This window comes from Kytococcus sedentarius (assembly GCF_041937525.1).
Lineage (GTDB): Bacteria > Actinomycetota > Actinomycetes > Actinomycetales > Dermatophilaceae > Kytococcus > Kytococcus sedentarius_A.
Window position 1 is genome coordinate 2,146,377 of the sequence record NZ_CP169391.1, and the last position, 24,220, is coordinate 2,170,596.

At 69.7% G+C, this 24,220-nt stretch carries 20 protein-coding genes and 2 pseudogenes; 8 read left to right on the plus strand and 14 right to left on the minus strand.

Annotation, left to right across the window (positions count from 1 at the left end):
* The first annotated feature begins 15 nt into the window (after positions 1 to 15).
* Entirely contained in the window at positions 16 to 444 is a 429-nt protein-coding gene (locus ACEY2A_RS10015) for a helix-turn-helix transcriptional regulator (RefSeq protein WP_015780465.1), read from the plus strand.
* Between the two features lie 571 nt (positions 445 to 1,015).
* On the opposite strand, the pseudogene ACEY2A_RS10020 reads toward ACEY2A_RS10015, so the two are convergent.
* A pseudogene (locus tag ACEY2A_RS10020) lies at positions 1,016 to 1,354 on the minus strand (cytochrome P450); the annotation flags it as partial.
* Between the two features lie 104 nt (positions 1,355 to 1,458).
* On the opposite strand from ACEY2A_RS10020, the gene ACEY2A_RS10025 reads away from it, so the two are divergent.
* On the plus strand, positions 1,459 to 1,818 hold the full coding sequence (locus ACEY2A_RS10025; protein ID WP_075867919.1) for a helix-turn-helix transcriptional regulator: 360 nt from the start codon (positions 1,459 to 1,461) through the stop codon (positions 1,816 to 1,818).
* Positions 1,815 to 2,417 (plus strand): cadmium resistance transporter, encoded by a 603-nt coding sequence (locus ACEY2A_RS10030; protein ID WP_015780454.1) that lies wholly within the window; start codon positions 1,815 to 1,817, stop codon positions 2,415 to 2,417. Before ACEY2A_RS10025 ends, ACEY2A_RS10030 begins: the two co-directional genes overlap by 4 nt.
* Positions 2,418 to 2,466: 49 nt before the next feature.
* Here the strand turns inward: ACEY2A_RS10030 and ACEY2A_RS10035 are convergent, their stop codons facing one another.
* Positions 2,467 to 2,868 (minus strand): hypothetical protein, encoded by a 402-nt coding sequence (locus ACEY2A_RS10035; RefSeq protein WP_374928442.1) that lies wholly within the window; start codon positions 2,866 to 2,868, stop codon positions 2,467 to 2,469.
* A 189-nt stretch (positions 2,869 to 3,057) separates the two neighbouring features.
* Positions 3,058 to 3,513 carry a hypothetical protein gene (locus ACEY2A_RS10040; RefSeq protein WP_143827390.1) on the minus strand — a complete coding sequence of 152 codons (456 nt, stop codon included), beginning with the start codon at positions 3,511 to 3,513 and terminating at the stop codon, positions 3,058 to 3,060.
* A 275-nt stretch (positions 3,514 to 3,788) separates the two neighbouring features.
* Here ACEY2A_RS10040 and ACEY2A_RS10045 point away from each other — a divergent pair, with 275 nt between their 5' ends.
* Genes ACEY2A_RS10045 through ACEY2A_RS10055 form a run of 3 tightly spaced genes read left to right on the plus strand, consistent with a single transcriptional unit; the run spans position 3,789 to position 6,061 of the window.
* Complete coding sequence (locus ACEY2A_RS10045; protein WP_374928443.1) at positions 3,789 to 4,187, plus strand: hypothetical protein; 399 nt, start codon at positions 3,789 to 3,791, stop codon at positions 4,185 to 4,187.
* The gene (locus ACEY2A_RS10050) at positions 4,181 to 4,696 is read left to right on the plus strand and encodes a hypothetical protein (RefSeq protein WP_374928444.1); all 516 of its coding nucleotides are present in this window, start codon (positions 4,181 to 4,183) and stop codon (positions 4,694 to 4,696) included. The genes ACEY2A_RS10045 and ACEY2A_RS10050 overlap by 7 nt, the downstream gene beginning before the upstream one ends.
* Positions 4,697 to 4,753: 57 nt before the next feature.
* Positions 4,754 to 6,061 (plus strand): ISL3 family transposase, encoded by a 1,308-nt coding sequence (locus ACEY2A_RS10055; protein WP_374928445.1) that lies wholly within the window; start codon positions 4,754 to 4,756, stop codon positions 6,059 to 6,061.
* Here ACEY2A_RS10055 and ACEY2A_RS10060 read toward each other — a convergent pair.
* From ACEY2A_RS10060 to ACEY2A_RS10070, 3 genes are all read right to left on the minus strand, one after another.
* Positions 6,033 to 6,302 (minus strand): transposase, encoded by a 270-nt coding sequence (locus ACEY2A_RS10060; protein ID WP_374928446.1) that lies wholly within the window; start codon positions 6,300 to 6,302, stop codon positions 6,033 to 6,035. The two genes, ACEY2A_RS10055 and ACEY2A_RS10060, sit on opposite strands and share 29 nt — an antisense overlap.
* Positions 6,303 to 7,037: 735 nt before the next feature.
* Positions 7,038 to 13,502, minus strand: coding sequence for a DNRLRE domain-containing protein (locus tag ACEY2A_RS10065; RefSeq protein ID WP_374928447.1), 6,465 nt, complete (start codon positions 13,500 to 13,502; stop codon positions 7,038 to 7,040).
* 994 nt (positions 13,503 to 14,496) lie between these two features.
* Positions 14,497 to 15,672 (minus strand): tyrosine-type recombinase/integrase, encoded by a 1,176-nt coding sequence (locus ACEY2A_RS10070; RefSeq protein ID WP_374928448.1) that lies wholly within the window; start codon positions 15,670 to 15,672, stop codon positions 14,497 to 14,499.
* Positions 15,673 to 16,038: 366 nt separating this feature from the next.
* Between ACEY2A_RS10070 and ACEY2A_RS10075 the strand changes: the two are divergent.
* Positions 16,039 to 16,398 (plus strand): annotated as a pseudogene (locus ACEY2A_RS10075) (ISL3 family transposase); the annotation flags it as partial.
* A gap of 162 nt (positions 16,399 to 16,560) precedes the next feature.
* Here ACEY2A_RS10075 and ACEY2A_RS10080 read toward each other — a convergent pair.
* From ACEY2A_RS10080 to ACEY2A_RS10090, 3 genes are all read right to left on the minus strand, one after another.
* On the minus strand, positions 16,561 to 17,811 hold the full coding sequence (locus tag ACEY2A_RS10080) for a CoA transferase (RefSeq protein ID WP_374928449.1): 1,251 nt from the start codon (positions 17,809 to 17,811) through the stop codon (positions 16,561 to 16,563).
* Positions 17,808 to 18,953 carry a zinc-binding dehydrogenase gene (locus tag ACEY2A_RS10085; protein ID WP_374928450.1) on the minus strand — a complete coding sequence of 382 codons (1,146 nt, stop codon included), beginning with the start codon at positions 18,951 to 18,953 and terminating at the stop codon, positions 17,808 to 17,810. Before ACEY2A_RS10085 ends, ACEY2A_RS10080 begins: the two co-directional genes overlap by 4 nt.
* A 101-nt stretch (positions 18,954 to 19,054) precedes the next feature.
* Positions 19,055 to 19,678 carry a TetR/AcrR family transcriptional regulator gene (locus tag ACEY2A_RS10090; RefSeq protein WP_015780445.1) on the minus strand — a complete coding sequence of 208 codons (624 nt, stop codon included), beginning with the start codon at positions 19,676 to 19,678 and terminating at the stop codon, positions 19,055 to 19,057.
* A 70-nt stretch (positions 19,679 to 19,748) separates the two neighbouring features.
* Here ACEY2A_RS10090 and ACEY2A_RS10095 point away from each other — a divergent pair, with 70 nt between their 5' ends.
* On the plus strand, positions 19,749 to 20,414 hold the full coding sequence (locus tag ACEY2A_RS10095; protein WP_015780444.1) for a GAP family protein: 666 nt from the start codon (positions 19,749 to 19,751) through the stop codon (positions 20,412 to 20,414).
* 28 nt (positions 20,415 to 20,442) lie between these two features.
* Here the strand turns inward: ACEY2A_RS10095 and ACEY2A_RS10100 are convergent, their stop codons facing one another.
* From ACEY2A_RS10100 to ACEY2A_RS10120, 5 genes are all read right to left on the minus strand, one after another.
* Complete coding sequence (locus ACEY2A_RS10100) at positions 20,443 to 20,802, minus strand: VOC family protein (RefSeq protein ID WP_015780443.1); 360 nt, start codon at positions 20,800 to 20,802, stop codon at positions 20,443 to 20,445.
* A 269-nt stretch (positions 20,803 to 21,071) separates the two neighbouring features.
* Positions 21,072 to 21,590 carry a GNAT family N-acetyltransferase gene (locus tag ACEY2A_RS10105; RefSeq protein ID WP_374928451.1) on the minus strand — a complete coding sequence of 173 codons (519 nt, stop codon included), beginning with the start codon at positions 21,588 to 21,590 and terminating at the stop codon, positions 21,072 to 21,074.
* A gap of 54 nt (positions 21,591 to 21,644) precedes the next feature.
* Complete coding sequence (locus ACEY2A_RS10110; RefSeq protein ID WP_374928452.1) at positions 21,645 to 22,010, minus strand: VOC family protein; 366 nt, start codon at positions 22,008 to 22,010, stop codon at positions 21,645 to 21,647.
* Between the two features lie 161 nt (positions 22,011 to 22,171).
* On the minus strand, positions 22,172 to 22,717 hold the full coding sequence (locus tag ACEY2A_RS10115) for a YceI family protein (protein ID WP_374928453.1): 546 nt from the start codon (positions 22,715 to 22,717) through the stop codon (positions 22,172 to 22,174).
* Between the two features lie 142 nt (positions 22,718 to 22,859).
* A complete protein-coding gene (locus ACEY2A_RS10120) occupies positions 22,860 to 24,212 on the minus strand; it encodes an aspartate kinase (RefSeq protein WP_374928454.1) in 1,353 nt (450 codons plus the stop codon).
* Between the last annotated feature and the right edge of the window lie 8 nt (positions 24,213 to 24,220).

Consider the following 24,220-nt stretch of genomic DNA (forward strand, 5'->3'; position numbering starts at 1 on the left):
GATTAACATCTACGTATGTCGATGACAACGAAGGTCCCGAGCGACCGCGAAGGTCCGGGGCGCGATGGGGGGTTGGCCCTGGCGGCTGCGTTGTTCCACGGTTTGTCGGACCCGTCCCGGTTGGCGATCCTGCAGCACCTGAGCCTGGGCGAGCACCGGGTGCGTGACCTCACGGAACACCTGGGGCTGGCGCAGTCGACGGTGAGCGCGCACCTGGCGTGCCTGCGGGACTGCGGCCTGGTGGTGTCCCGGCCGCAGGGTCGGGCCTCGATGTTCTCGCTGACCAGTGCCCCCGAACTGCTGGGCGTGCTGGACGCCGCGGAGCGGCTGCTCGCCACCTCGGGGTACGCCGTGGCGCTGTGCCCGAACTACGGCATCGGCACCGAGGGCACCCTGGCCCCGGAGCAACTGCGCAGGCACACCGGTCAGGAGACGGGAGCGTGACCCGCGAGAGACGACGGCGGTACTGGCGCGGGGTAAGCCCCGGCGCGCTGGTCCGGTGGTGACGATCAGCACCGCGGCGAATGCCCTTGAGGCCGTCGTGTTCCTGCCGCTCGACGCGTGCCTCGGGCGGCCAGTTGCGAGGTTCGGTGAGGTCTGGCGGAATCCCGCGCGAGGTCTGGTACCTGGCGGTCGAGTGCGTGGAGGCCTCGGTCGAGCAGTTCATGCATGTCTGGCCACCCGAGCCCGGGTTGAAACCACCGACCCGCAGGCGGTGACCTTCGCCGCCTGCGGAACGGGGTCCGCCGCGTCGAGTGACGTCGAGGTGCTGGCGTGAGAGCCGACGCCGTTCGTCTGCGCGTCCAGGATCTGTCCGACGACATGCGCAGGCGCGCTGTCCGCGGCGACAGCCTCGCGCCGGCTCAGGGTGGTCACCGGCTCGGGACCGCTCAAGCTCGCGTGCCGGTCACAACCCTGCTTCAACACCCGTGCTGAGAAGCGCTCCGAGATGCCTCGGTGCGTTCCGGCGGCGTCGCGGTCGCAGTTTCACGTCGCAACGCCACGACGTCGGGCGTCAGGCAGGAGTGTCCCTCGCGAGGAGCCGTATCGGGTAGCCGTCGGTCGGTAGTGCTGGGAGTCGACCGAAGTCGACGGCAGCGGACGGCGCCAGTGCCGTGTAGGTCATGTTTCGGACCATCTGATCCAATGCGACGGTCATGAGCCGTGTTGAGACCGGTTCGCCGGGGCACCGATGGTGAACGGCCGGGTCGCCGCCGCCTTGAGGCACGAAGGCGAACGGATCGGGTTCTTCGCCGAGGAACCGGTCGGGGTCGAAGCGTTGCGGGTCGGGCCAGGTCCGGCTGTCGTGGTTCGTGCCGTAGAGGTCGAGCAGGACACGGCGGCCCCGGGGGAACCGGTGGCCGCGCCATGGTGTCCGGTGAGGGTTCCCCTTACGGGCATGCGATCTGGGCTGACGCCTGTGACCGAGTGTTCAGTGCGCGCTGTATAGTTCAGTCCATGCTGACTATTGCTTCGCGTCTCGACGTGATGAACCGCCTGGGTCGTGCACTGGCCGACCCCACTCGATCCCGGATCATCTTGACCCTGCTCGACCATCCCGCTTACCCGGCGGAACTGTCCCGAGATCTGGACCTGACACGCCCGAACGTGTCCAACCACCTGGCATGCCTGCGCGATTGCGGGATCGTCGTCTCCGAGCCCGAGGGTCGTCGGACACGATATGAGATTGCCGATTCGCACCTGGCGCAGGCGCTGACGGCACTGGTCGATGCCACCCTGGCAGTGGACGAAGACGCCCCGTGCATCGATCCCGCCTGCTCGCTTCCCGGATGCGACGCAGCTGGGGAGGGCGCATGACCCTCACCTCGGTCTTGCAGGCGATGGGCCTGTTCGCAGCGACCAACATCGACGACATCATCGTGCTCTCCCTCTTCTTCGCGCGAGGGGCAGGCCAGCGCGGCACTACCGCCCGCATTCTGGCCGGCCAGTACCTCGGATTCGCCGGCATCCTCGGTGCCGCGGTCCTGGTGACCATCGGTGCCGGAGCATTCCTGCCCTCGGCAGCCATCCCGTACTTCGGTCTCATCCCTCTGGGCCTCGGCCTCTGGGCCGCATGGCAGGCCTGGCGCGGAGACGATGACGACGATGACGACGAGGCCAAGGTTGCCGGCAAGAAGGTCGGCGTGTGGACAGTCGCAGGCGTCACCCTTGCCAACGGCGGCGACAACATCGGCGTCTACACCCCTGTCTTCCTCAGCGTGGAACCTCTCGCAGTAGTCGCCTACTGCATCGTCTTCCTCGCGCTCGTCGCGGTCCTGGTGGCCCTGGCAAAGTTCGTCGCCACCCGCCCCCCGATCGCCGAAGTGCTCGAACGCTGGGAGCACATCCTCTTCCCCATCGTTCTCATCGGCCTCGGCATCGTGATCCTCGTCAGCGGCGGAGCCTTCGGACTCTGACGTAGCGGCGGCGATCCAAACGGCCCCGACTGGGCGCACCCCTCTCGGTTCAGACCGCGACACCTACCTGCAGCCAGTCCTGCGTGATCGCGGCAACAAGACCGCCACGGAGCGCTGCAAAAACCCCGTCACCAAGCGAACGAAGCCACACCGTGCCGACGACTCGTGTTACCTGTAGCGCCGCGATGACAACCGGAACTGCTCTGCGAACGTGGGAGGCGCCCTTTGCGCTGAGGATGGCCAGGTTGTGGTGCACCGTTGAGCCGCGGGGGTCATACAGGTCCCCGTTTCGGTCGGTCATGCCCACTGACCTCAGGAGGTCAGTGGCTTCCAGGCGCAGGTCGTCCTCGTGGTGGCCCAGGCGGCGGACGGTGAACTCGTCGCCCACTCGTCGGGTCTCCACGAGGGCCGCGCTGCGGCGCTGGAGCTTGCTTCGACGTGCCTTGCCCATGGTTCTCCTTACTGTCTGGCCGTCTGCTGTTCAGACGTGGCAAGGGCAGTAGAGCGCGGACGCGGCCTCGGGTGAGGTGCGTCGTCCACAGGCCATCAGGGCTCGGTGGCGTTGGGCTTGCGCAGGTGGACGCAAACGCCGACGTAACGGCTGCGCGGCTGGTCACCGGATGAGGGCCCTCGTGCCGTGTCAGAGGCGGTCGCCCCGGCGCCGAGCGAGCCGCTCCCAGCGCCGTTCATAGGCCACGACGGCGGAGCTCAGCTGGGTGTGGATGAGGCGTAGGTCGGCCTCATCGAGGCGATCGGTTGACAGGGTCCAGGACAACTTTTGCAGCACCTGCGCCCACTCGGCGCCCGTCTTCGGCCGGTCTATGACGGGAACCTGGACGATCTTCTCCACGATCTTCTCGCCCCGGTAGACCTCCACCGTCTGCTGTACGACGTCGACCGCTGCTCGCTCCGACTCGGCTGCCTTCTTGTGCTGCCACGCCCGCTGACGGCACGCGGCGGAGCACCACTTCGGCACGCGTCCGCGGCGTGGAACGTCCACCGCTTCGCCGCACCATCCACACGTCACCTGCTGCCCGGGGAGGCGGCGGCCGGGGCGGTTGGGGACGTTGATGTTGTCGCCAGTTCGGCTGGTCATCGGGACGAGATTCCTGTCTGTGGGACACCGGTAAGTACACGTTACAACGATAAACGGCGCCGTGGATGCAAGAGGTGTGTGGCACTTCGAGGTGTGAAAAACGGGCATGGAAGGAGGGACGGTGATGGGCTGGGCTGCGGGATGGCAGAGAGTCCATGGCGCGGGCCGGCCGGTGCGCTGGTTCACCTGTGGAAAAGGCCATGCTGATGACAGCTGGTCCGCAGGCGTGGTGGCGCCAGCGGCCAGCGGATCTTGGGCTCCGTGAGGCTGCCTGCATGACGAACAGCATCGACGCAGTGGATGAGACGTACAGGAGAGCTGGAGAGGCGCAAGAGCTGGTGTGGCGGCAGCTCTGTCGACGCGACGGTCCGTGGCCGAAGCGTGATGAGCTGCTGAACATGAACGGCGGCCTTGCCTGGGCGCTGCTGAGGATCCAGGATGCCGCCAGCGACCTGGATGTGGTTCCGGGCTTGGCGGAAGCGCGCTGGCGAACATGTCTGTGTAGGGCAACGCAGGAGGCACATGTCGCGGCGGCTGCGGTCCCGGTCACCCGTCATCCGGACTGGTGGCGGGTCACGGCGACGCTGCGCGTGTGCACATTGCTGGCCGAGCAAGCGAGGACAGCGCGTGGGTGCTCGGCCGTCGGGTGCGCGAGTGCGGAGGTGCGGTGGTGAACAAGTACGGGGCGAGGGCAAAGGCGCACTGGACCCGTTGGCTCCCCAAGCGAACGGCGCAACTGGAGGACCCAGATGCGTACTTCACAAGCTTGGGGGAGCAGGTGGCTGAGGCCGTGCAGGCCACGGAGGACGCCTTCGCGGACCAGCACGCGTATGCCCTGGCTGAGGCCGATGACATGACCAGGGTGGGGATGCGGAACAACTTCCGGATGCAGGCCGAGGAGATCCACTTGGCCGAGATGGTGCTTCTGTGGCCGGAGCCGGAGGCGGACCCCGTCATCTACCCCGACGTCGAGTCCGAGATCGAGGCGGTGATGCGGGAGCACTGCACCTGGGAGCGGATGCCTCTGGACCGCGAGCATGACCTCTGGCGAATGATGGAGGACGATGACGTGTCCTTGGAGGAGTTCCGCGAGGCCTCGAACGCGTGGGGAGACGCTCTGGAGGCAAAGGGGCTCTTCACAGATGACGGTGTAGAGGGCGCTGGCGCGTCGGTCCCGGGGTAGGCGTCGAGGTCTTCCGAAGATGGGGGTTCCTACGCCACCCACCGGGAAGACCTCGACGTGCCCGACGCTACCTTCACGCGCCCCGACCTGACTACCTTCGCCGGCCTGGACGACCTCGGCCTGGAGGTCACCGGCCAACGGCTCGAACCTGATCGTGCGGTGCTCGCCTGCCGAGTCGTCGAGCCGGGCGACTGGTGCCGCCGGTGTGGCTGCCAGGGCGTTGCGCGGGACACCGTGACCAGGGAACTGGCGCACGAGCCGTTTGGATGGCGCCCGACCACGCTGCTGCTCACCGTGCGCCGGTACCGGTGCCCCGAGTGCGGCCACGTATGGCGTCAGGACACCACCGCCGCTGCCGAGCCGCGGGCGAAGATCTCCCGCGCCGGCCTGCGGTGGGGCCTGGTCGCGATCGTGATCGGGCACCTGTCGATGGCCCGCGTCGCCGAGGGGCTCGCGGTCTCGTGGAACACCGCCAACGACGCCGTCCTGGCCGAAGGTCAACGGCTGCTGATCGACCGCCCGTCCCGCTTGGACGGGGTGAACGCGGTCGGGGTCGACGAGCACGTGTGGCGGCACACCAGGAAGGGCGACAAGTACGTCACCGTCATCATCGACCTCACCCCGGTCCGGGAAGGTACCGGGCCCTCCCGCCTGCTGGACGTGGTCGAGGGCCGCAGCAAGAAGGCGTTCAAGGACTGGCTCGCGCAGCGGGACCAGGCCTGGCGCGACGGGATCGAGGTCGTCGCCATGGACGGGTTCGCCGGGTTCAAGACCGCCACCACCGAGGAACTGCCGGACGCGGTCACTGTCATGGACCCGTTCCACGTCATCCGGTTGGCTGGCGACGCCCTGGATGAGTGCCGCCGCCGCGTTCAGCAGGAGTTGCACGGGCACCGCGGCCGCAAGGACGACCCGCTCTACTCGGCGCGCCGGACCCTGCACACCGGCGGCGACCTGCTCACCGACCGTCAACACGAGCGCCTCGACAAGCTGTTCACCGGGGACCGGCACGTCCAGGTCGAGTGCACCTGGGGCATCTACCAGCGCATGATCTCCGCCTACCGAGACCCCAACCGGGTCACCGGCCGCGTCGAGATGAGCTCGGTGATCGATGCCCTCGCCGACGGGGTGCCCCGACCGCTGGTCGAGCTGCGCAAGCTCGGCCGCACCCTGGCCAGACGCGTCTGCGATGTCCTGGCCTACTTCGAGCGACCCCGCACCAGCAACGGACCTACCGAGGCCGTGAATGGACGACTTGAGCATCTTCGCGGGCTGGCCCTCGGGTTCCGCAACCTCACCCACTACATCGCCCGAGCACTCCTCGAAGCTGGCGGACTCAGGCCCCGACTACACCCTCGTTTGTGAAGAGCCCCTTTACCTCCCCACGCAAGCGACGCAGCTCGGCCAGGTCATCGCTGGTCGGACCATCCTTCAGCCCGGCGTCGACGCGGTGCTGCGAGACCCAGCGGCGCAGCGTCTCACGGCCCACGTCGACCTTGGGCGACACCAACGCCACGGCCTTGGTGAGCGACCCGGCCTCCTCGACACGGTCCAGGACCATCCGCACCGCACGGTCCTTCACCTCGGGATCGAACTTCTTCGGCATGAACAACATCCTCTCGGACTCGAAAGGAAGCGACATCACACCCGAGACGCTTCAGATCAGAGGGCCACAACCACCTCGCCAAGCCCCAAGGCCGCAACGCCCTAGGCCCCCGCAACCCCGACAACCAACGCCGCCGCGCACGATCGGCCAGCACTCCTCAACACCGACTAGCCACAGCCGACCCCACCCCGGTGCCCGACCAAGTTCGATGAGGCACCATAGGTCGCATTCGCCGCCTCCCCTTAGACCCGGTGCTAGGCATGCTGGGTCCTGCGCCGGCGCTCAATCCACATCTCACGCCTTCAGTGAGTAGCCGACAATCCTTTCAATCTTCCTTCGGGCAAGCCATTCGAGTGGCCGAAGCGAGTACTGCAACTCGTGACAACCGCCCCCACCGGCGGGATCCCGAATGCACAAAGATGCCCCCACCCCGTTAGGTGAGAACAACTTGGATGATTCTCCGTGATTCCAACTGAGGCGAACTATGTCGAGATCAAACCATCGAACTTTGTCGGATGTTTTAACACTCACCCCCCGCGCATCCAAATGGATTCTAGTCCTCGCAGAATAGGCACTGAGCAAACCTTGCATCAACGGCGCAGTTGCAACCACTAGAAGCCACTCGACACTGAGGTCAAAGTACGCCATCAGAGATAACACAGGCGACCACCCCAGGGCGACGAATATAAACGCCTGGAACGGGCCGGGACTTGACCACCTGTTCCCCACCATGGCTTACCTCCAGAACGACATTACAAAGGTAGAGAACGCGCTGCCGTGGAGGTTCGACGAGATGTAGATCGCCACCCTTCTTTGACTGAACCGCACACGACGCCCAGACGCTTTAAAAAGGCCGCGCTTTCGCAGTTTCGGGGGAGATCCAAATAGGTGCCGTGACTTGAGGGCCTTATTAGCATAGTTTCCCCCGAACGCAGACAAGGCGCCAGACGCAGCCCATCGGCCAGCCGCTCGCTTGTTTCCGCGCTTCAAGTAGAGCAGAGAATATCCCCCGCTGCATGCGCTTCCGGTCAGACCCGGCGCCCAACTACAGGCTTCTCGCGTGTACCGTGCACTCCGCGAATCACCCACTGCCCACGAGATTCGCCGGCTCGTGAACCTCTTGGCACTCCGCAGTTTGCGCTTGCCCCAGGACCACAAGCCGTTGAGGTCGGTCAGGTTGATGGGGTCGACCGGGTAGGTGTAGGTGTTGGGGTTGCCGCCGTGGACGGGGTCGGTGGTGGTGAAGCGGCCGGTGACGGGGTTGTACAACCGGGCGCCCATCAGGGTGAGGCCGAACGTGCCAGCGGGAGTGGCGCGTTCCTTGCCACCCACCCACCCGTACCCGGCAGCTCCTTCAACCCGGCCGGTGGTGGCCGGGATGCGGGGTGTGCCGTATTCGGTGTAGTCAGACCACGCACTGATCCCCATCACCGTGTCCCCGTCACCCAGGGGGATGGTGGTGACCACGTCCCCGTGGGGGTTCGTAACGGTCAGCTCCGTGGTTGCCGTGCCACCCCGGGTGGTCATCTGCAAACCCAGGTCACCACCCACACCGGGCAGGTACCGCTGCGAACCACCCTCGAAGGACACCCACGCCGGGTTGTCCGAATCATCCGAGTAGTGCCGTTCCAAGGACCCCACGGCCGACTCCGCCTCTGGCGTCGTCGCCCACGCCGAGGTGTCCTGCACCAACCTGCGACCAGCAGCATCCCGGGTGAAGGTCGTGACCACACCACCCTGGACCAGCATCTGGGCAGCGTCGTCGTCGTAGTACCCGATCGAGATGTCACCGGCACCGGTGGGCGTATCGGCCTTCGGGATGGTCGTCTGGCGGCCGAACGCGTCATACACGTACGACCCCTGACCGTCCGCCCCGGTCACCTGGGCATCGCCCGCGTTGTACGCCCACGACGTAGACGTGGCGGCCTGACCCGCGCAGTCGCTCGAGGTCGACCTGGTCCGGTTGGAGTTCACATCGAACCCGTACGTCCGCTGCTGACACACCGCCGGGGCACTCTCCTGGCCAGGGACGGTGGTCACCGTCCCTGCACTGGTCGTGGCCGTGGCATCAGTCACCCCGGTCAGGCGCGACACCGGGTCGTAGGAGTACGACCGCTCGTACCCGTACCCATCACCCACACCACTAGACCCATCACCGGTGGTGGTGTCGGTACCGTCCAGGACCGCGCCGGCCGGGGTGGACTCCACCGCGACCCGGCCAGCCGGATCATTCAACAACGACCACCCCAACCAGGCACCGGTGGTCTTCTGCCCGGTCTCGGGGTCAGTCACCGGGCCGGACACGAACTGCTCGACCGGCTCACCAGCGGCGTCGGTCTTCCACCGCTGGGTGATCCCACCGGGCGCGCCCTGCTCGACCAGGGTGCCGTTCGCGTCGTACGCCCCGGTGAACTCATAGCTCCGCCCGCCAGAGGAATGGGTCACCTTGGTGGGCAGGCCACGCCGCTCGGACCGGCCCGCAGCATCCACTCCGTCGTAGGCGTACGTCGAGGACCCATTCGGGTCGCTCACCGACGCCACCCGACCGGCCGCGTCATATGCCGTGGTGGTCACCTCACCCTGGGAGTTGGTGTACCCGGTCTGCCGACCCCACGAGTCGTAGGCGTACCCGATGGACGACGTCACCGCCCCACCGGCATCGATCGCCTCAATCTTGGCCTGCAGGCCCGTGGCCGGGCTGTAGGTGGTGCGGGTGGACGGCACCGGGTCCGAACCGGTCAGGCCGGTGGCCGAGAGCTTGCTCGTGACCGGCCGACCGGCACCGTCGAAGGTGGTGGTCGTGGTCCGGGTGGCGCCGTTGGAGGTCTCCTTCGTCACGGCCGGGGCCAGCCACATGTTGTAGCTGGTGATCCGCTCGGTGGGGTGTCCGGTGGTCGGTGTGGCAGCCGGTCCCTGGGTGCACACCAGGCCGGCCCACTGGGGTGCGTTCCCGCAGGCCGAATCCTGGGTGTTGGTGCCCGAGGTGTAGTAGACCGTGGCCCGGGTGCCCGGGCCGTCCCCGGTAGTGGCCTCGGAGGGCTGCCTCTCCTGGATGACCCTGCCCTGGGAGTCCAGGGCGGTCGTGGTGGTGGTCGTGGTCCCCGCGAAGCCCTCCGTGACCTTGGTGGGGGTCGCGAAGTCCCAGCCCGACCCGGTTCCCGGGGCGATGGGGTCATAGGAGGTCGTCGTCTTGGAGAGCACGACTGGGGCTCCGGTCGCCGGGTCGATCAGGTCAGTGCCCTGGGCGTCAGCGGCCGTGGTGGTGACCGAGGTGGTCAGGTTGTAGCCCGTGCCCGAGGCCGGGTTCAGGCCACCGTTGGGGGCGCCCTCGTCGTATCGGGTCACGGTGTGGAGACGCACGCCCTCCACGATGCCCAGGCCGGGGACCTGGCTGGTGCGGGCCGGGCCCCACTGGTCGGTGACCAGGGTGCCGGCCGGTGCCAGGACGGTGCCGTCTGCGGTGGTGATGTCCTGGGCGTTGTACTGGGTCAGCTCGGCCAGGTGCTGGACCTGCTCGGCATCCCAGGGGGCCTCGCCCTCTTCCAGCCCGGTGGACCCGAAGGCCCCGGTCTTGGCGATCGCCCCGGCGTCCAGGGAACGGACCACGTTGCCGTGCTGGTCGTACACCGAGGCCTCGATCTGCCACTGGCCGGCCCCGTAGGAGGCGGTGTTCACCGTGTACCCCCGGGCCGTGGTGTAGGAGAGCTCGGCGTAGGGCCAGTCGGCCGCGGCGACGCTCCCCGCGGTCGTCGCGGTGATCGGCTTGTCGGCGGAGAAGACCGCCGCGGCGTAGGTGGGGGCCTGGTCAGCGGGCTGTCCCCACTTCGCGATCACACCAGCGGTCAGGGCAGGCATGCCGGCCGGGGGGCTGGTGGGGTTGATGTCGTAGATGAACCGGGAGAGCTGGGTGCCGCCGCGCTTGACGGCAGTGAGCTGCGCCGGGGTGGTGCCGGTCCCCCCGATGTACTCCAGGGTGAACCCGGTCAGGCCCGGGGGTGTCAGGCCGGTGAGGCGGCCCTGGGAGTCGTAGGAGTACGTGGTCTTCAGGCCGGTGCGCGGATCGGTCACCGAGGTCAGGCGCTTGGTGGCCGGGTCGTAGGCGTAGGAGGCCACAGTCGTGATCTTCATCGTGCTGTTGGCCGGGTCCCACAGGGTCGCGGAGATGGACTTCACCTGGCCCGCGACGTCGGTGCCACCGGTCGTGGTCCCGTAGGAGATGTCCATCACGCGGCAGCCCTTGGTGCTCACCGTCCCGGTGGTCGGGCAGGTGCCCACCTCCGGGGCGGGGGCGATGATCCGGGTCACCCGTCCCTGGGCGTCCCACACAAAGGAGGTCACGCCCGGGACGCCCGCCTCCGCGACCGAGGAGGCGGTGAACACCGCGGCCTTGCCCGTCTGCGGGAGGGTCGAGGGCTTGAAGACCGTGACGTTGCCGTCCAGGTCGGTGAGCTCCACGTAGCGGCCCGTGCCCGAACCCCTGACCCGGGCTGAGATGCCCGCGTCCAGCGTCTGCTGGCTGCCCGGGAGCCAGAACCCGAGCTCCAGGTAGGTGCCGGTCCGGGCGGCGTAGGAGCCGGTGGCCGAGGACGGTGGGTCGAAGACCAGCGCCTCCCCGGTGCCGTCCACCAGGACCAGGGAACCGTCCAGCGTCGTGTTGTCGATCAGGGTCGCATCCGCAAGCCCGGCCTCGCTGCCGGCGAGGTTGGCGACCCACCCGGGGCCGAACACCTCCTGGGAGGTGGTGGCCGGCAGGCCGAAGGTCGCGTGCGAGCGACCCACGACCATGTCCCCGGAGTACCCCGGGACCGACGCGTCGGTGACTGAGGTCTGGAACTCACCGGTGCGCAGGGCCACCTGGCCCGGGCCTGCCTCAGCGGTGGGGAACCCGTCCCCGAACGCGTGGGGCACCCGGAACACCGACCGTGCCTCGGACTCCCCGGTGCACTTGGTGGCCCCCCCGCCGTAGGTGAAGCACACCTGGATCTCCAGGACGACCGGGACCCGGGGGTCGGCCCCGGTGTTGGTGTTGGTGGAGGCCGCGGCGGTGTCCCAGTTGCCGCTGGCCACGCTCTGCCCACCAGACTGGGACACCTGCAGAGGTGCCTCAGCGGTGAACCAGTTCCCGGCCTGGGAGTCCCCTGCCGAGCCCGCGGTCCGGTACTTCACGACCGCGGTCACGCTCTGACCGGAGGCCGCCGGCGGGGCGATGGCCTTGACCGGCACCACCCCCGTCACCGTCGGACGGGGATCGGCGACCGGGGCGCTGAGCCCCGCCCCGCCGTAACCCAGGCTGTACGTGACCTGGTCAGACTCCACCCCCGACCTGGACGTACCCGTGGCGCGGATCGTGTGACCACCCGCCTTGCCCGGTACCGTCACCGTCACCGACGCCGTGGCGGTGTCCGACGACGCCCGGATCGGGTAGGTCACCGGGTCGCCCTCGTCGACCTGGACCGTGATTTGCGAGGAACGTCCCCAGATCGTGGGCGAGGCCGCCGAGACGGTGCACGACACGTCCCTGCCCGGGGCGGTGTCGCTCCACGACCCATCCGCGTACGGGTCAGGGCAGGAGATCACCGGGGTATCCGGCTTCGACCGTGAGGAGTAGAACGTCTTCATCCCGCTCCACCCCGAGGACAGGGTCTTGCCCGCGGAGTCAACGGCCCGAGCACGCACGAAGTAGGTCCGGTTGTCCGCCAGGTCTACTCCCGGGGTGCAGCCCAGGACCGTGCCCCCACGGGCGCTGCTCGTCGTGCACGAGGCCACCAACGTCGACGCCGACGGGGTCGTGGAGGAGTGCACCTCGAACTCCAGCTTCGCCCAGTTGAAGTCGGGGTCGCTCGTCGAGGCCTCGAAACGCGGACGCGCCGAGGAGGTCCACACCGTGGTCTTTCCCGTCGACGGGTCGGTGTACACCGAGGAGGTCCCCTCCGAGAGGACTGGCACCGACGGTGTAGCCGGAGGACGGTTGTACGTGTACTTCAGCACCGGCGGGTGCGCACCCTCGCTGGAGTCGAAGCGCTTCCACCCCGAGCTGCTCGTCTCACTCCCGGCCTTCACCAGCAGCGACCTGCTGCCCCCAGTCCCCTCAGACCATCGCTGAACGGTGGCGGTGACGGGGATGCTCACCAGCCCCGCGGTACACGTGCTCGAGTAGCCCTTGGCAGCGTCCACCTGACCGGCCGGGGTGGTGGTGAAGGAAGGCATCGAGGACCAGGCGACCGTCCCGGTCACGGGCTGGGAGAGCTCGTGGGCGGCGACGGTGGTGGGGGTGCAGGAGTAGGAGTGGTTCTCCCACAGGGACAGCTCGGCCGACATCACCTGCCGGCCCTTCAACCCCACCGTGTCGAAGGACAGGTAGGAGCGCATCACGTGCCCACCACCGTCATACGTCCCCACCAGCAACTCGTCATCCGTCGCGCCACTGGACGAGGACGGCCATGCCTTCTGCACATACCCATCCACCGTAGGCTTCAACGAGACCGCCGCGTAGGTAGGGTCCACCGTGATGGGGAAGACCCGCTCAGGGGACTCCATCCAGGCCCGATCCAGCGACACGACCATCTCGGCCCGGCCCTTCCCCGCGGTCGGACGAACCTTCAAGTCGACCGGCGTGGTGGAGGTCGGGATGCCGGAGCGCTCGTCGACCTGCGCGTCGAACGCCACCGGGGCCACGACGGTGGAGACCACCGTGCCCTTGGCGTCCACGAACTCCACCACCCCGTCCTTGCCCCGACGAGCCGTCAACCCCTTGGTCAGCAGCGGGATCCTGAACTCGACCCGCTCCCCACCAGCCAGGGAGTCCACAGCGGCCCGGTCCTGCACGAGGAAAGTCTGCTCGAACCCAGAGCGCCGCGCCTCGACAGCCACGTCAACCCCTGGCCACGCGTCGACGTACACCGCACGATTGCCCTCAACCTGCGGGTCACCAGACAACGGCAGCTGCCACACCACCTGCCGGCCACCACCAGGGTGCACCACCGAAACGCCTCGACCCTTGCCACCAGCGGCCAGCGCCCCCACCGACATGTCCAACGGGTGCGAGCCAGGCATCAACGCGCCGGAGCCGTCTGCCCCCAAGTCCAGGTCAATGTCCTGCCACTGGCCCTGCCCATCCTTGAACCGGACCGGGCCAGCCGCCTGCTGGGTGGTGAACGAACCATCCGGGTTGACCGACGTGATGGAGAACTCATCAGTCAACGACTCCACCTGGACCGGCCGCCCAGAGACCGCAGCAGCCACACCAGCAGTTACGACATCAGCGGCCTGATGCACATCTGCAGCCGGAGCAACCGTTACCGCACCCTCGTCCCCCGGGTACGCCGGAGTCGAGGGATCAGCCGCAGCGTGGTCTGGCAGCGTCACCACCATCACGAAGGACACCAGCAGGCTCACTCAGCGCACCACCCACCGGCGCACATGCACACCACCACCCCACCACGACGAACCCGACACAGAACGCTTCCTTCACGCCCCACCCCAGCCCAGCGCTCACGTGGTCGCACCCAAGATAGCGCCAACCCCAGCGCAGAAATCGACGCACAGGTAAAGGTTTGGTCAAGAATCCTCAGCGCGGCGGCGAGAGTCCCACTGGAGGAGCCGGGGTCGACTGAGGGTCCGGGGTGACGCGTCGGCCCCCAACGCTTGAACGGCGCCGCCGGCCAACTGGCGCCACCGCCGAGATACGCGGTTCTCCTTTGAGGGCACTCCTCGAGACCGGCGGGCCCAGATCCCACCTACACCCTGGATTGTGAAGAGCCACTAAACAGGTGGCTGATGTACGCCTCATGCTGGCCGTTGGGGTGGACCATCTCGCATGCGCCGGGCGACTTGCAGGGGCGGCCTTCGATTCTTGGGCCTTTGTCCCGTCCACGAGCGGACGGCCGGGTACCGCTCTCCGGAACGTCCTGCCGCCGTTGCCGGGAGTTGAGATCGAACTGGCCCACACTGGGGTTTCCGCTGTGAGGCAGAGGGTTCAGGCTGACCTCTTCTCTGTCGAGAACCCCACTCCCCGTGAGCATTGCCTGCTTGTAGACGACACCTGGGTGACTGGAAACCGCGCTCAGAGCGCCGTGGAGGCGCTCAAGGCCAGTGGGGTGCAGCGAGTGAGCGCGCTGTGCGCGGCGAGGTGGGTCCAGTTCGACTTCATGCGTCTGGCCCCCAGTAATCATCCGCTGATGGAGGCCCTGCGACGTCAACAGGTTCTTGACCTGGAAGCCTGCCCCTTCACAGGGACGAGCTGCCCGTAGTTATAAGAGCCGGTGGCCGCGATCTCCGACATCCGGGCAGCCACCGCCGCGTCACGTCCCTGTGCCGCGTGCTGGTAGCGCATCGCTGCCTGCGGGGTGGAGTGGCCGATGCGTGCCATGAGCTCTGCGATGGTCGCCCCCGACTGCGCGGCCATCACGGCGCCTGTGTGGCGCAGGTCGTGGATCCGCAGATCAGGGCGGCCGGCCGCCTCCCGGGCCCGGTACCAGTGTCGGTAGATGGTGTTGGGGTGCACCTGGGTGTTGCGGTCGCCCACGGAGGGGAACACCAGGTCATCAGGTGCCGGGCCGACGAACGTGTCGAGGTGGGCCCGGAGCTCGGAAATGAGGTGAGGCGGAATCGCCACGTCACGGATACCGGCCTGGGTCTTGGGTGTGCCGACGGACACCTCGCCGCGGACGCGCACCAGGCCTCGTCGCACCCGGATGACGCCGTGCTTGAGGTCTACGTCGTTGCGGCGCAACTCGATCATCTCCCCGAGTCGCAGGCCACACCACGCCCCGATCAGCACCAAGGCGCCATAACGGCCGGGCAGGTGCTCGATGAGCAGGGCCATCTCGTCCAGCGTCGCCGGCTCCACACGGCGTGCCCGCTTGGTGACCGAGGCCCCGCGGATCTTGCACGGGTTGCTACCCACCAGCTCGTCCTCGAACGCCGTCTGCAGCACGCTGCGCAGCAGCGAGTAGGCATGCGCACGCTGGGTGGGGCGGCTGGGGTCAAGGGTCGCGTACCACTCCCGCACGTCCGCTGGGGTGATGTTGCGCAGGGGGAGGCCGCGGAATCCCGGCAGGAGGAACCGGTCCATCAGGCGGCGGTACTGGTCGGCCGTGCGGGGCTTGAGCTCACGGTTGGCCAGCCAGCGCTCTGCGTACACCTCGAAAGCGAGGCTCTGCTTGAGGACCTTCTTGCGGCGCCCCTTGGGTGGGGTCCACTCCTCGCGCTGGATGAGGCGGCGTTCCCCCATGAGCCAGGTCTCAGCGTCCGCCTTCGTCTCGAAGGTGGTCGGGCCGTAGTGGAACGCTTGGTCCGGGCCCATGTAGTGGGCCGACCACCGCTTGCTCCGCTTGCGGATGGTGCCGAACTCCCGCTTGGCGCGAGTCATGCCTCAGCCTCCCAGTGACACAAGTTGCCATATGCCTGCCATAACTGGACACCTCTCGTGTCCGCTTGTGGCTGGATCCAGCCACGCGTACAGTCCGCAGTATTGCAGGCCAGATGCCTGTGATCCATGGCTGGAGCGGAGATCGTCAGGCCGGGCGTAGACAGTTCAAATCCTGTCACCCCGACCACCACAGATCGGCCCTGGCCAGCGGAATCCGCGGCCAGGGCCGATCTGCGTTGTGAGGAGTGCCATAACCGGCTCATCCGATCTGAGGGTGTAGCGGCGGTGGCGTGACGGGGTCGGGAGTTGGGTCGAGGTCCCCTGATGATGGGGGTTCCTACACCAACCCATCCAGAAGACCTCGACGTGAGCGACGCTACCTTCCACTGCCCTGACCTGACCACGTTCTGCCGCCTGGACGAGCTCGGCCTCGTCGTGGTCGGGCAGCGCCTGGCGCACGAGCCCTGCAGAGGACGGCCAACAACGCTGCTGGTCAGGGTGCGTCGCTATCGCTGCGCGACCTGCCGACGGGTGTGGCGTCAGGACACCACAGCCGCAGCCGAGCCACGGGCGAAGCTCTCACGGGCAGCGGTGCGCTGGGCCTTGGTTGGCCTGGTGGCCCAGCATCTGACGATCGCCAGGATTGCCGAAGCTCTTGACCTGTCGTGGGACACGGCGAACGACGCCGTCCTGGCCGAAGGTTGCCGATTGCTGATCGACGACCCGCCCGGTTCGACGACCCTCGCGGGCTTGCTGCAGTGGGGGCACCGGGACCCCTTCGACCCGATGATGGCGGCGCCGGCGATGTTGGAGTCGCTCACCCTGGTCACGTCTGACGCGCGCCTGCTGGCGCTCGAGGGGCTCCACACGCTGGCGTGGGGGCGCGGCTCAGCCCACCCACTCCGGCATCGCGGCGCCGTAGCCGCTGACGGGGCGCTCGATCGTCGCGCCGTCGAGGGTGAGCGGGGGCGGGGTCGTCCCCAGGTGCCCGTGCGGTGAGTCGACCTCCACCCGCTCGGCGGGCAGGTCCTCGAGGGGCTCGTCGGCAGGAGCCGGTGCGGCCAGCAGGGTGCGGGCAGCGCCGAGCAGACTGACCCGCACGATGCCGGCACGCGCCCGGGCCAGGTGCCGCAGCACCTCCGCGGCCATCACGTAGCCGGTGGAGTGGTCGAGGGCCTGCACCGGCAGCGCGCCCGGGCGCTCGCCGTCCCCGCACCGGACCGCGATGCCGGTGGCCGCCTGGACGATGGAGTCGAACCCCGGGCGCTGCGCCCACGGGCCCGATTCGCCCCACGCGGAGAGCGACGCGACCACCAGGTGCGGGTGCTCCGCCGCCAGCGTGCCCGGGTCGAGCCCGAAGCGCGCCATCGAGCCGGGGCGGTAGCCCACGAGTACCACATCGGCCCGGGGGAGCAGCGCCCTCACCGCCTCGCCGTCGGCCGGTAGGTCGAGCTCCGCCGAGCGCTTGCCCATACCGTTGGAGAGGTGCTGGTCCAGCAGCTCGGGGCGCCCCGGCGGGTCGATGCGGAGCACGTCGGCTCCCAGACAGGCCAGCAGCTGGGAGCAGGTGGGGCCGGCGATGACGCGGGTGAGGTCGAGCACGCGCACCCCGGCCATTGGTGCAGCCGGGTCGGGGGACAGCGGCGCACGCTCGCCGCCCGGTTCGGGCAGAACCCACGGCTCGTTGGCCGTGGACGCCCCGTGCGGGTGGGCCTGCCACTGCTCGGAGGTGCGCACGGCCACCGCGATGCCGTGCTCGGCGGTGATGTCGTCCTCCACCTCGAGGGCGGTGCGCTCGGCCAGGGCGTCGGTGAGCTCCTCACGGGTGCCGGCGCCGGTGGCCCGGGTGATCGCCGCGGCGTGGTGCGGGTAGTTGCCGTGCAGGCGCACCCATCCCTCGGCGGTGGGGACGAAGCCCGAGAGCGGTGCCCACCCCTGGGCCTCCCGCCCGTGCACGCGCAGGTGCTCGATGGCGGCGAACGCGCTGGCCACGAGCGCGGGCCGGGTGCCGACCTCCACCGTCAGCCCGCGGGCCCGGCACAGCTCCCCCGTGGCGTCGCGGGCGGCGGTGACTGACGACCACGCCAGGCCCTCGGCGTCGAGGGGGCCGGCCCACCATCGGATCGGAGCGCGGGTCATCGCCCCATCACCACGATCGCGCGGCCGGTGATGCGCCCCTCGGCGAGGTCGCGGTAGGCGCGGTCCACCTCATCGAGGCCATAGGTGCGCGTCACGGCGCCGGCAACGTCGAACCCGCCCTCGGCGGCCAGGGCGACCACCGCGGGGAGGTCCTTGCGGGTGCGGGCTCCGAACGAGCCCCGGATGGTGTGGCCACGGCGCACCAGCTGCGTGATCGGCACGCGCGCGGTGGCGTCCCCGGCGGCGATGCCGACGGCCACCATGCGGCCGCCGTCGGCCAGCAGCGACTGCGAGAGCTCGAAGGTCTCCGGCCGGCCGAGTGCCTCGAAGACCACGTCCACGCCGCCGGGCACCGCCTCACGCACGGCGGCCGCGGGGTCGTCAGTCGCTGCCGTGTTGACCATGTGCGTGGCGCCCAGTACCCGGGCGCCGGCCAGCTTCTCGTCCGTGACGTCCAGGGCCACCACCGCGCTCGCGCCCAGGTGCTTGCCCATCTGCACGATGCTGGAGCCCACCCCGCCGACGGCGACCACCGCCATCGACTCCCCGGCCTGCAGACCCGATGCGGCGAGGGCCCCGTAGGCCGTGAAGCCGGCGCAGCCCAGCACGCACGAGCTGTCCATGGGCAGTGCCTCGTCCAGCGCCGTGAGGGCCGTGACTGGCACGACCGCGAACTCGGCCATACCCCCCATCGAGTACATGGACAGGCGCGAGCCGTCCGGGCGGGTGAGGCGGCTGGTGCCGTCGAGCAGGTTGCCCTTCAGGCGGTTCTCGGCGAAGAAGGTCTCGCACATGTCGTCGCGGTCGCGCTCGCAGTGGCGGCAGTGGCCGCACGGCATGACGAAGGCGCCCACGACGCGGTCGCCGGTGGCCAGCCCCTCGACCCCCGGGCCCACCTGCGCGATCGTGCCGCTGATCTCGTGGCCGACCACGGCCGGGCCGGGGAAGGCGACCTCGCCCTTGAGCACGTGCAGGTCGGTGTGGCAGACGCCGCAGGCGGTGACGCGGACCAGCGCCTCGCCCTGCTGCGGCTGCGGGACGGGGATCTCCTCCACGGTGAGCGTTGGCGAGTCGCCCTGCCAGACGGCGGCGAGCATGGTGGCCGGCAGGTCGGCGGATGCGGTGGCGGTGGCGGTGTTCATGAGGGGGGGCCTCTCGGGGTGCGGTGGGGTGGGCGGGGTGACCCCCGCCACCGTTCCACTGGCGGCCCCGGGCCGCAAGGGATGCGGTGGGACCCCCGACCTCAGTCGGTCAGGACCAGCGACAGGCCGAGGTCCAGCGCCTGCTCCGCCCGGTCGCGCTCTGGCGCAGGGGCGTTCAGGACGTCGAGGGTCAACCCGTTGACCAACGCCGTCACCACCCGCGTCGCCTCCTCCGGGTTCAGCCCCTCACGGAGCCGGCCGGCGGCCTGTGCGTTCTCGAGGAGGGTCCGCACCCCATCGCGCATCTGCTGCAGCACGACCCAGTAGAGGTCGGCCAACCACTGGCGGGTCGAGGCTGCCGCCCCGAAGCTCACCCAGGCCGCGGCGTCCTCGTGGCGTTCCCCCTCGAGCGGGAGGAGCTCGCGCAGGGCCACCAGCAGGGCCCGGCGGAAGGACTCCGACGTGGCGGGGTCAGCGCGGACGGCGGTCTCCACGCGGGCGGCCTGCCGTTCGGCGGAGCGGGTCAGGGCCGCGACGAGTAGGTCCTGCCGGGTCGGGTGGTGGTACTGGACCGTGCCGGCCGAGAGCCCGGACTCGGCCGCCACCGTGCGCACGCTCACCACATCGAACCCCTGCTGGGCGATGACGCGGATCGCCGCCTCGGCCAGGCGCACCTGGGTGGGTGGAGGGGCCCCGGCGGGCCGCGGCATCGGGTCGGTCGGCATGGCCACATCCTCTCGTACGACCGTAAGGTACGCTCTCCACCTCGTCATACGATCGTAAGAGAGGCGCATCATGGGAGACCTGCTGGCCCTGGCCGGACTGGCGCTGCTCGACAGCCTGAGCGTGGGCACCCTGGTGATCCCCCTCGCGCTGGTGGTCTCGCGGCGGAGGGTCGATGTGGGGCCGCTGACCGTCTACCTCGTGACGGTGGTGGCCATCTACTTCGCCCTCGGGGTGGCGCTGGTGGTCGGCATCGAGGCGCTCACGGGGCCGTTCCTGCGGGCCTTCGAGACCGAGCCCGCCCAGTGGGTGAAGCTCGCACTGGGGGTCGTGCTGCTGGCGTTCGGCATCCTCGCCCCCACGCCGAGGACCCGCACCGGGCCCCGCCCGGCCCCGCAATCCCTCGCGCCGGCTGCGATGGTGGCGCTCGGCGCGGGGGCGGCGCTCACCGAGGCGGCCACGATGGTGCCGTACCTCGCGGGCACGGCGATCATCTCCGGGATGGAGATCGGCTGGCCGGTGCGGCTGCTCGTGCTGGCGGGGTACTGCTTGGTGATGATCCTCCCGGCGCTGGTCCTCATCGGGCTGGCCGGAGCGGTGGGTGACCGGGTCTGGCCGCGGCTCGAGCGGTTCATCCCGGTGCTGGAGCGGGAGGCCAGGACGACCCTGCTGTGGATCGCCGCCATCGCCGGTGGGTGGATGGCCGTCAGCGCGTGGGGGGCGTTGTCCGGCGGGTGAGGGGCGCCCCTCCTCGGCGGGTGGGTGTTCAGCCGTCGAGGATGCAGAACTCGTTGCCCTCGGGGTCGGCCATCACGGCCCAGGAGAGGTCCTCGCGGCGGTCGTCCACCATCGTGGCGCCGAGGCGCAGGGCGCGCTCGACCTCCTCGTCCCGGGAGGTGCCGGAGTGGCGCAGGTCCATGTGGGCCCGGTTCTTCAGCCGCTTGGCGTCGGGCACGCGGAAGAACAGGATCGTGTAGCCGTCCGGGGTGACGAGGTAGCACTCGTCCGAGCCGGGGTGGTACGACTCGGGCTCGCTGACCTCCCAGCCGGTCAGCTCCCGCCAGAACTCGGCGATGGTGTGGGGGTCGAGGGCGTCCCAGGTGGTGTGGGAGAGGCGCAGGCCCATGGTGGTCTCCTCCGGGGTCGGGCGGGGTGGGGGTTCGGTGCTCGCGCCATGGTCACACGGGCGGCTGGGGCGCTACCTTCACCCCCTGAGGACGAGGGACGAGATGGTGGCCGTCGCGCGGCAGGTGCTGGACGGGCAGGCGGTGGAGGCCCGGGCACGGTGGCTGCGCCCCGCCATCGCGCTGGTGCCGCCGGTCGACGGGGGGTCGGGGGCTGGTGCGGACGCCCCGGTCGTGGGCTGCTTCGGCGGGCGGCGCCGTCCCCGCATCGTTACGCCGGGGAGGGGGCGGCGGCCGGTGGCGGCTGCGTGAGGGGGCCCTCCCAGCGGACCTCGCCGTCCACGACGGTGTCGGTGGGGGCCAGCCCCAGGTGGCGGGCGATGCGCTGCGAGGCGACGTGGTGGGGGTGGATGTGGGCGAGGGTGCGCTCGACGCCACGCGCACGGAGCCCGGCCACGAGCAGCTCCGCGGCGCGGCGGGCGAAGCCCTGGCCCTGCCACGGGGTGCCGATGACCCACGCGACCTCTGCGGGGCCGCCGTCGTGGGGGAGGGTGGCCTGCACGTAGCCGATGGGGCGGCCGTCGGTCGCCAGCACCACGATCTCGTTGACCCACGTCTCGGTGCCGTCGGCCGACCCGCCGCGGGTCTGGGTCGTGTACCGCCGGGTGAGATCCTCGACGGTGGGCGGCTCGCCGCCGGTGAACGCGTAGAGGGCAGGGTCGGCCAAGATGCGCGCCATCGCCGGGGCGTCCTCGACGCGGAGCGGGCGCAGGGCGCTGGGGTGGGTCACCGGTGCAGTGGAGCACTGTCTGCCGCAGGACTCAACGGGTTTTCGACCCCTGGGTCACCAGCAGAGGCAGAAGGGGTGCCCCGCCGGGTCGGCGTACACCCGGAATCCGCCCTCCCGGGCGGGCTCGGTCTCCTCGCCGAGGTACTCCGCTCCGATCTTCAGCGCGTGGGTGTGGGCGGCCTCCAGGTCCTCGGGGTGGAAGTCCAGGTGCACCTGCTGGGGGCGCCCCTCGGGCCACTGGGGCGGCTGGTGGTCGGGGTCCAGCTGGATGGCGAGGGTGAAGTGGCCATCCAGCTCGATGGCGTGCCAGTCCTCGTCGCGCCGGGTGACGGTGCCGTCGAGCAGCTGGGCCCAGAAGCTGCTGCTCGCCTCGAGGTCGGCGGCGTCGAACACGATGGTGGAGGCCTTGGTCATCTTCATGCCCGCCACGCTTGCACCAGGCCGGGCCGGCGGCAACCGGGGGGCGGACGGCCGCGCGTGACGGGCCCGTACGCACGACGATGCCGGGCGACGGTCGAAGGGGGCGACCGTCGCCCGGCATCGGGCATGGGGGGTGGTGACCGGCCTGGTCACCAAGGGGGTCAGGCGTTCTTGATCGCCGAGATCTCGAACTCCAGGGTCACGTCCTCGCTGACCAGCACGCCACCGGTCTCCAGGGTGGCGTTGAAGGTGAGGCCGAAGTCGCTGCGGGCGATCTTGGTGCGGCCCTCGAAGCCGATGCGCTGGTTGCCGTAGGGGTCGACGGCCGCGCCCTCGTAGTCGAAGTCGATGGTGACCGGCTGGGTGACGTCCTTGATGGTCAGGTCGCCGGTGACGCGCAGGGTGTCGGCGTCGGCGGCGGTCACCTCGGTGGAGCGGAAGGTGAGGGCCGGGTACTGCTCGGCGTCGAAGAAGTCGCCGGTGCGCAGGTGGCCGTCGCGCTGCTCGTTGCGGGTGTCGACGCTGGCGGTCTGGGCCGTCAGTTCGATGGTGGCGTTCTCCAGGCCAGCGCCGGTGGTGGCGGAGCCCTCGAAGTCGTTGAAGTTGCCGCGCACCTTGGTGACCATCGCGTGGCGGGTGACGAACCCGATGCGGGAGTGGGTCGGGTCGAGGGTGTAGGTGCCGTTCAGCTCGGTCAGGGTGCTCATGCGAATCTCCTCAGTGGGTTGGTGATCTGTCACCAATATATGCATGACACGTCACAGTGTCAACTGAGGGGGTGGGTTGCCCGCCGGGGAGGCCGGGTCCCGGCGCCCGGCAGCGGCCCGGGCGCCGGCGTGTCGGCCCCGCTCACTCGGGGAGCGGGGCGTCCTCGAAGAGTCCGGCGTGGAGGGCGCGGAGGGCCTCGTCGCGCTCGTCGCAGCGCACCACCACCGAGAGGTTGATCTCGTTGGCGCCCTGGCTGATGAGCTCCACGTTCGCGACCGGGGCCAGGCTGGAGAACACCCGCGCCGCCAACCCGCGCGTGGCGCGCAGCCGGTCCCCCACCACGGCGATGATGGCCCGCCCCCGCGCGACCTCCACCTCCGCAAACTCCCCGAGGTCCCGCAGCAGCGCCTCCAGGTCGACCTCGTCCTCCACCGTCACCGAGACACTCACCTCGGCGGTGGCGATGAGGCCGACGCTCACCTGGTGCTCGCCGAACACCTCGAACAGCCGCTGCATGAACCCGGCGTGGTCCAGCATCCTCGGCGAGCTCACGGTCAGCAGGGTCACCGGACCCCGGGACGCGATCGCCGTGGCTGCCTGGGCGCTGACAGCGCCGGGCCGGATGGTGGTGAACTCACCCTCGGGGCGCTGCGTGTGGCGCACCGTCACCGTCGCGCCACCGGCCATGGCGGGCGCGATCGTCGCCGGGTGCAGCACGTTCGCGCCGAAGGCCGCCAGCTCAGCCGCCTCGGCCGCCGAGACCTCGTGCACGCTGCGCGCCGACGGCACCACGCGCGGGTCGCACGTGAGCACACCCTCCACGTCGGTCCAGATCTGCACCTCGTCGGCGTGGAGGGCGGCCCCGAGCAGCGAGGCCGAGAAGTCGCTCCCACCCCGGCCGAGGGTGGTGGTGGTGCCGTGCGGGTCGCTCCCGATGAAGCCCTGCGTGATGGCGGCGCCGGAGGCCTCGATGGCGGGGAGTGCGATCTCGGCCACGGCGGCCGCAATGGCGTCGGTGTCGGGCCGGGCCGCCCCGTGGCGCGAGTCGGTGTGCACCAGGTCGCGGGCGTCCAGCAGGGGGAACCCCGTGTGAGCCGCGAGCAATCGGGTGGACAGGCGCTCGCCGGTGGACAGGATCGCGTCGCGGCTGCGCGGGGAGAGCTCGGCCAGGATCGCCACGGCCCGCAGCAGGCTGTCGAGGTCGCCGAACAGCTCGTCAAAGGTCCGCGCCAGCCCGGCATCGACCCCGCCCAACAGGTCGACGGCGATCTCCTCGTGGCGACGGCGTAGGTCTGCGCTCAGGCCCAGGGCCTCCTCCACCCGGCCGGCGGCCGCCGCGTGCGAGGCGGCCACGAGGGTGTTCGTGGTGCCGCCGGTGGCGGACAGCACGACCAGGGGTGTCCGCCCCATCGAGGAGCGGACCAGGTCCGCGGCGCGGCGCAGGCGGTCGGCATCGGCCACTGAGGACCCGCCGAACTTCATCACGAGGGGCATGCTCACTC

What these genes read in the sequence shown, in the direction of transcription:
- ACEY2A_RS10015 (WP_015780465.1), top strand. Translation starts at nt 16, where the DNA reads ATGTCGATGACAACGAAGGTCCCGAGCGACCGCGAAGGTCCGGGGCGC.
- ACEY2A_RS10025 (WP_075867919.1), top strand. Translation starts at nt 1,459, where the DNA reads ATGCTGACTATTGCTTCGCGTCTCGACGTGATGAACCGCCTGGGTCGT.
- ACEY2A_RS10030 (WP_015780454.1), top strand. Translation starts at nt 1,815, where the DNA reads ATGACCCTCACCTCGGTCTTGCAGGCGATGGGCCTGTTCGCAGCGACC.
- ACEY2A_RS10035 (WP_374928442.1), bottom strand. Translation starts at nt 2,868, where the DNA reads ATGGGCAAGGCACGTCGAAGCAAGCTCCAGCGCCGCAGCGCGGCCCTC.
- ACEY2A_RS10040 (WP_143827390.1), bottom strand. Translation starts at nt 3,513, where the DNA reads ATGACCAGCCGAACTGGCGACAACATCAACGTCCCCAACCGCCCCGGC.
- ACEY2A_RS10045 (WP_374928443.1), top strand. Translation starts at nt 3,789, where the DNA reads ATGACGAACAGCATCGACGCAGTGGATGAGACGTACAGGAGAGCTGGA.
- ACEY2A_RS10060 (WP_374928446.1), bottom strand. Translation starts at nt 6,302, where the DNA reads ATGCCGAAGAAGTTCGATCCCGAGGTGAAGGACCGTGCGGTGCGGATG.
- ACEY2A_RS10070 (WP_374928448.1), bottom strand. Translation starts at nt 15,672, where the DNA reads ATGACTCGCGCCAAGCGGGAGTTCGGCACCATCCGCAAGCGGAGCAAG.
- ACEY2A_RS10080 (WP_374928449.1), bottom strand. Translation starts at nt 17,811, where the DNA reads ATGACCCGCGCTCCGATCCGATGGTGGGCCGGCCCCCTCGACGCCGAG.
- ACEY2A_RS10085 (WP_374928450.1), bottom strand. Translation starts at nt 18,953, where the DNA reads ATGAACACCGCCACCGCCACCGCATCCGCCGACCTGCCGGCCACCATG.
- ACEY2A_RS10090 (WP_015780445.1), bottom strand. Translation starts at nt 19,678, where the DNA reads ATGCCGACCGACCCGATGCCGCGGCCCGCCGGGGCCCCTCCACCCACC.
- ACEY2A_RS10095 (WP_015780444.1), top strand. Translation starts at nt 19,749, where the DNA reads ATGGGAGACCTGCTGGCCCTGGCCGGACTGGCGCTGCTCGACAGCCTG.
- ACEY2A_RS10100 (WP_015780443.1), bottom strand. Translation starts at nt 20,802, where the DNA reads ATGGGCCTGCGCCTCTCCCACACCACCTGGGACGCCCTCGACCCCCAC.
- ACEY2A_RS10110 (WP_374928452.1), bottom strand. Translation starts at nt 22,010, where the DNA reads ATGAAGATGACCAAGGCCTCCACCATCGTGTTCGACGCCGCCGACCTC.
- ACEY2A_RS10115 (WP_374928453.1), bottom strand. Translation starts at nt 22,717, where the DNA reads ATGAGCACCCTGACCGAGCTGAACGGCACCTACACCCTCGACCCGACC.
- ACEY2A_RS10120 (WP_374928454.1), bottom strand. Translation starts at nt 24,212, where the DNA reads ATGCCCCTCGTGATGAAGTTCGGCGGGTCCTCAGTGGCCGATGCCGAC.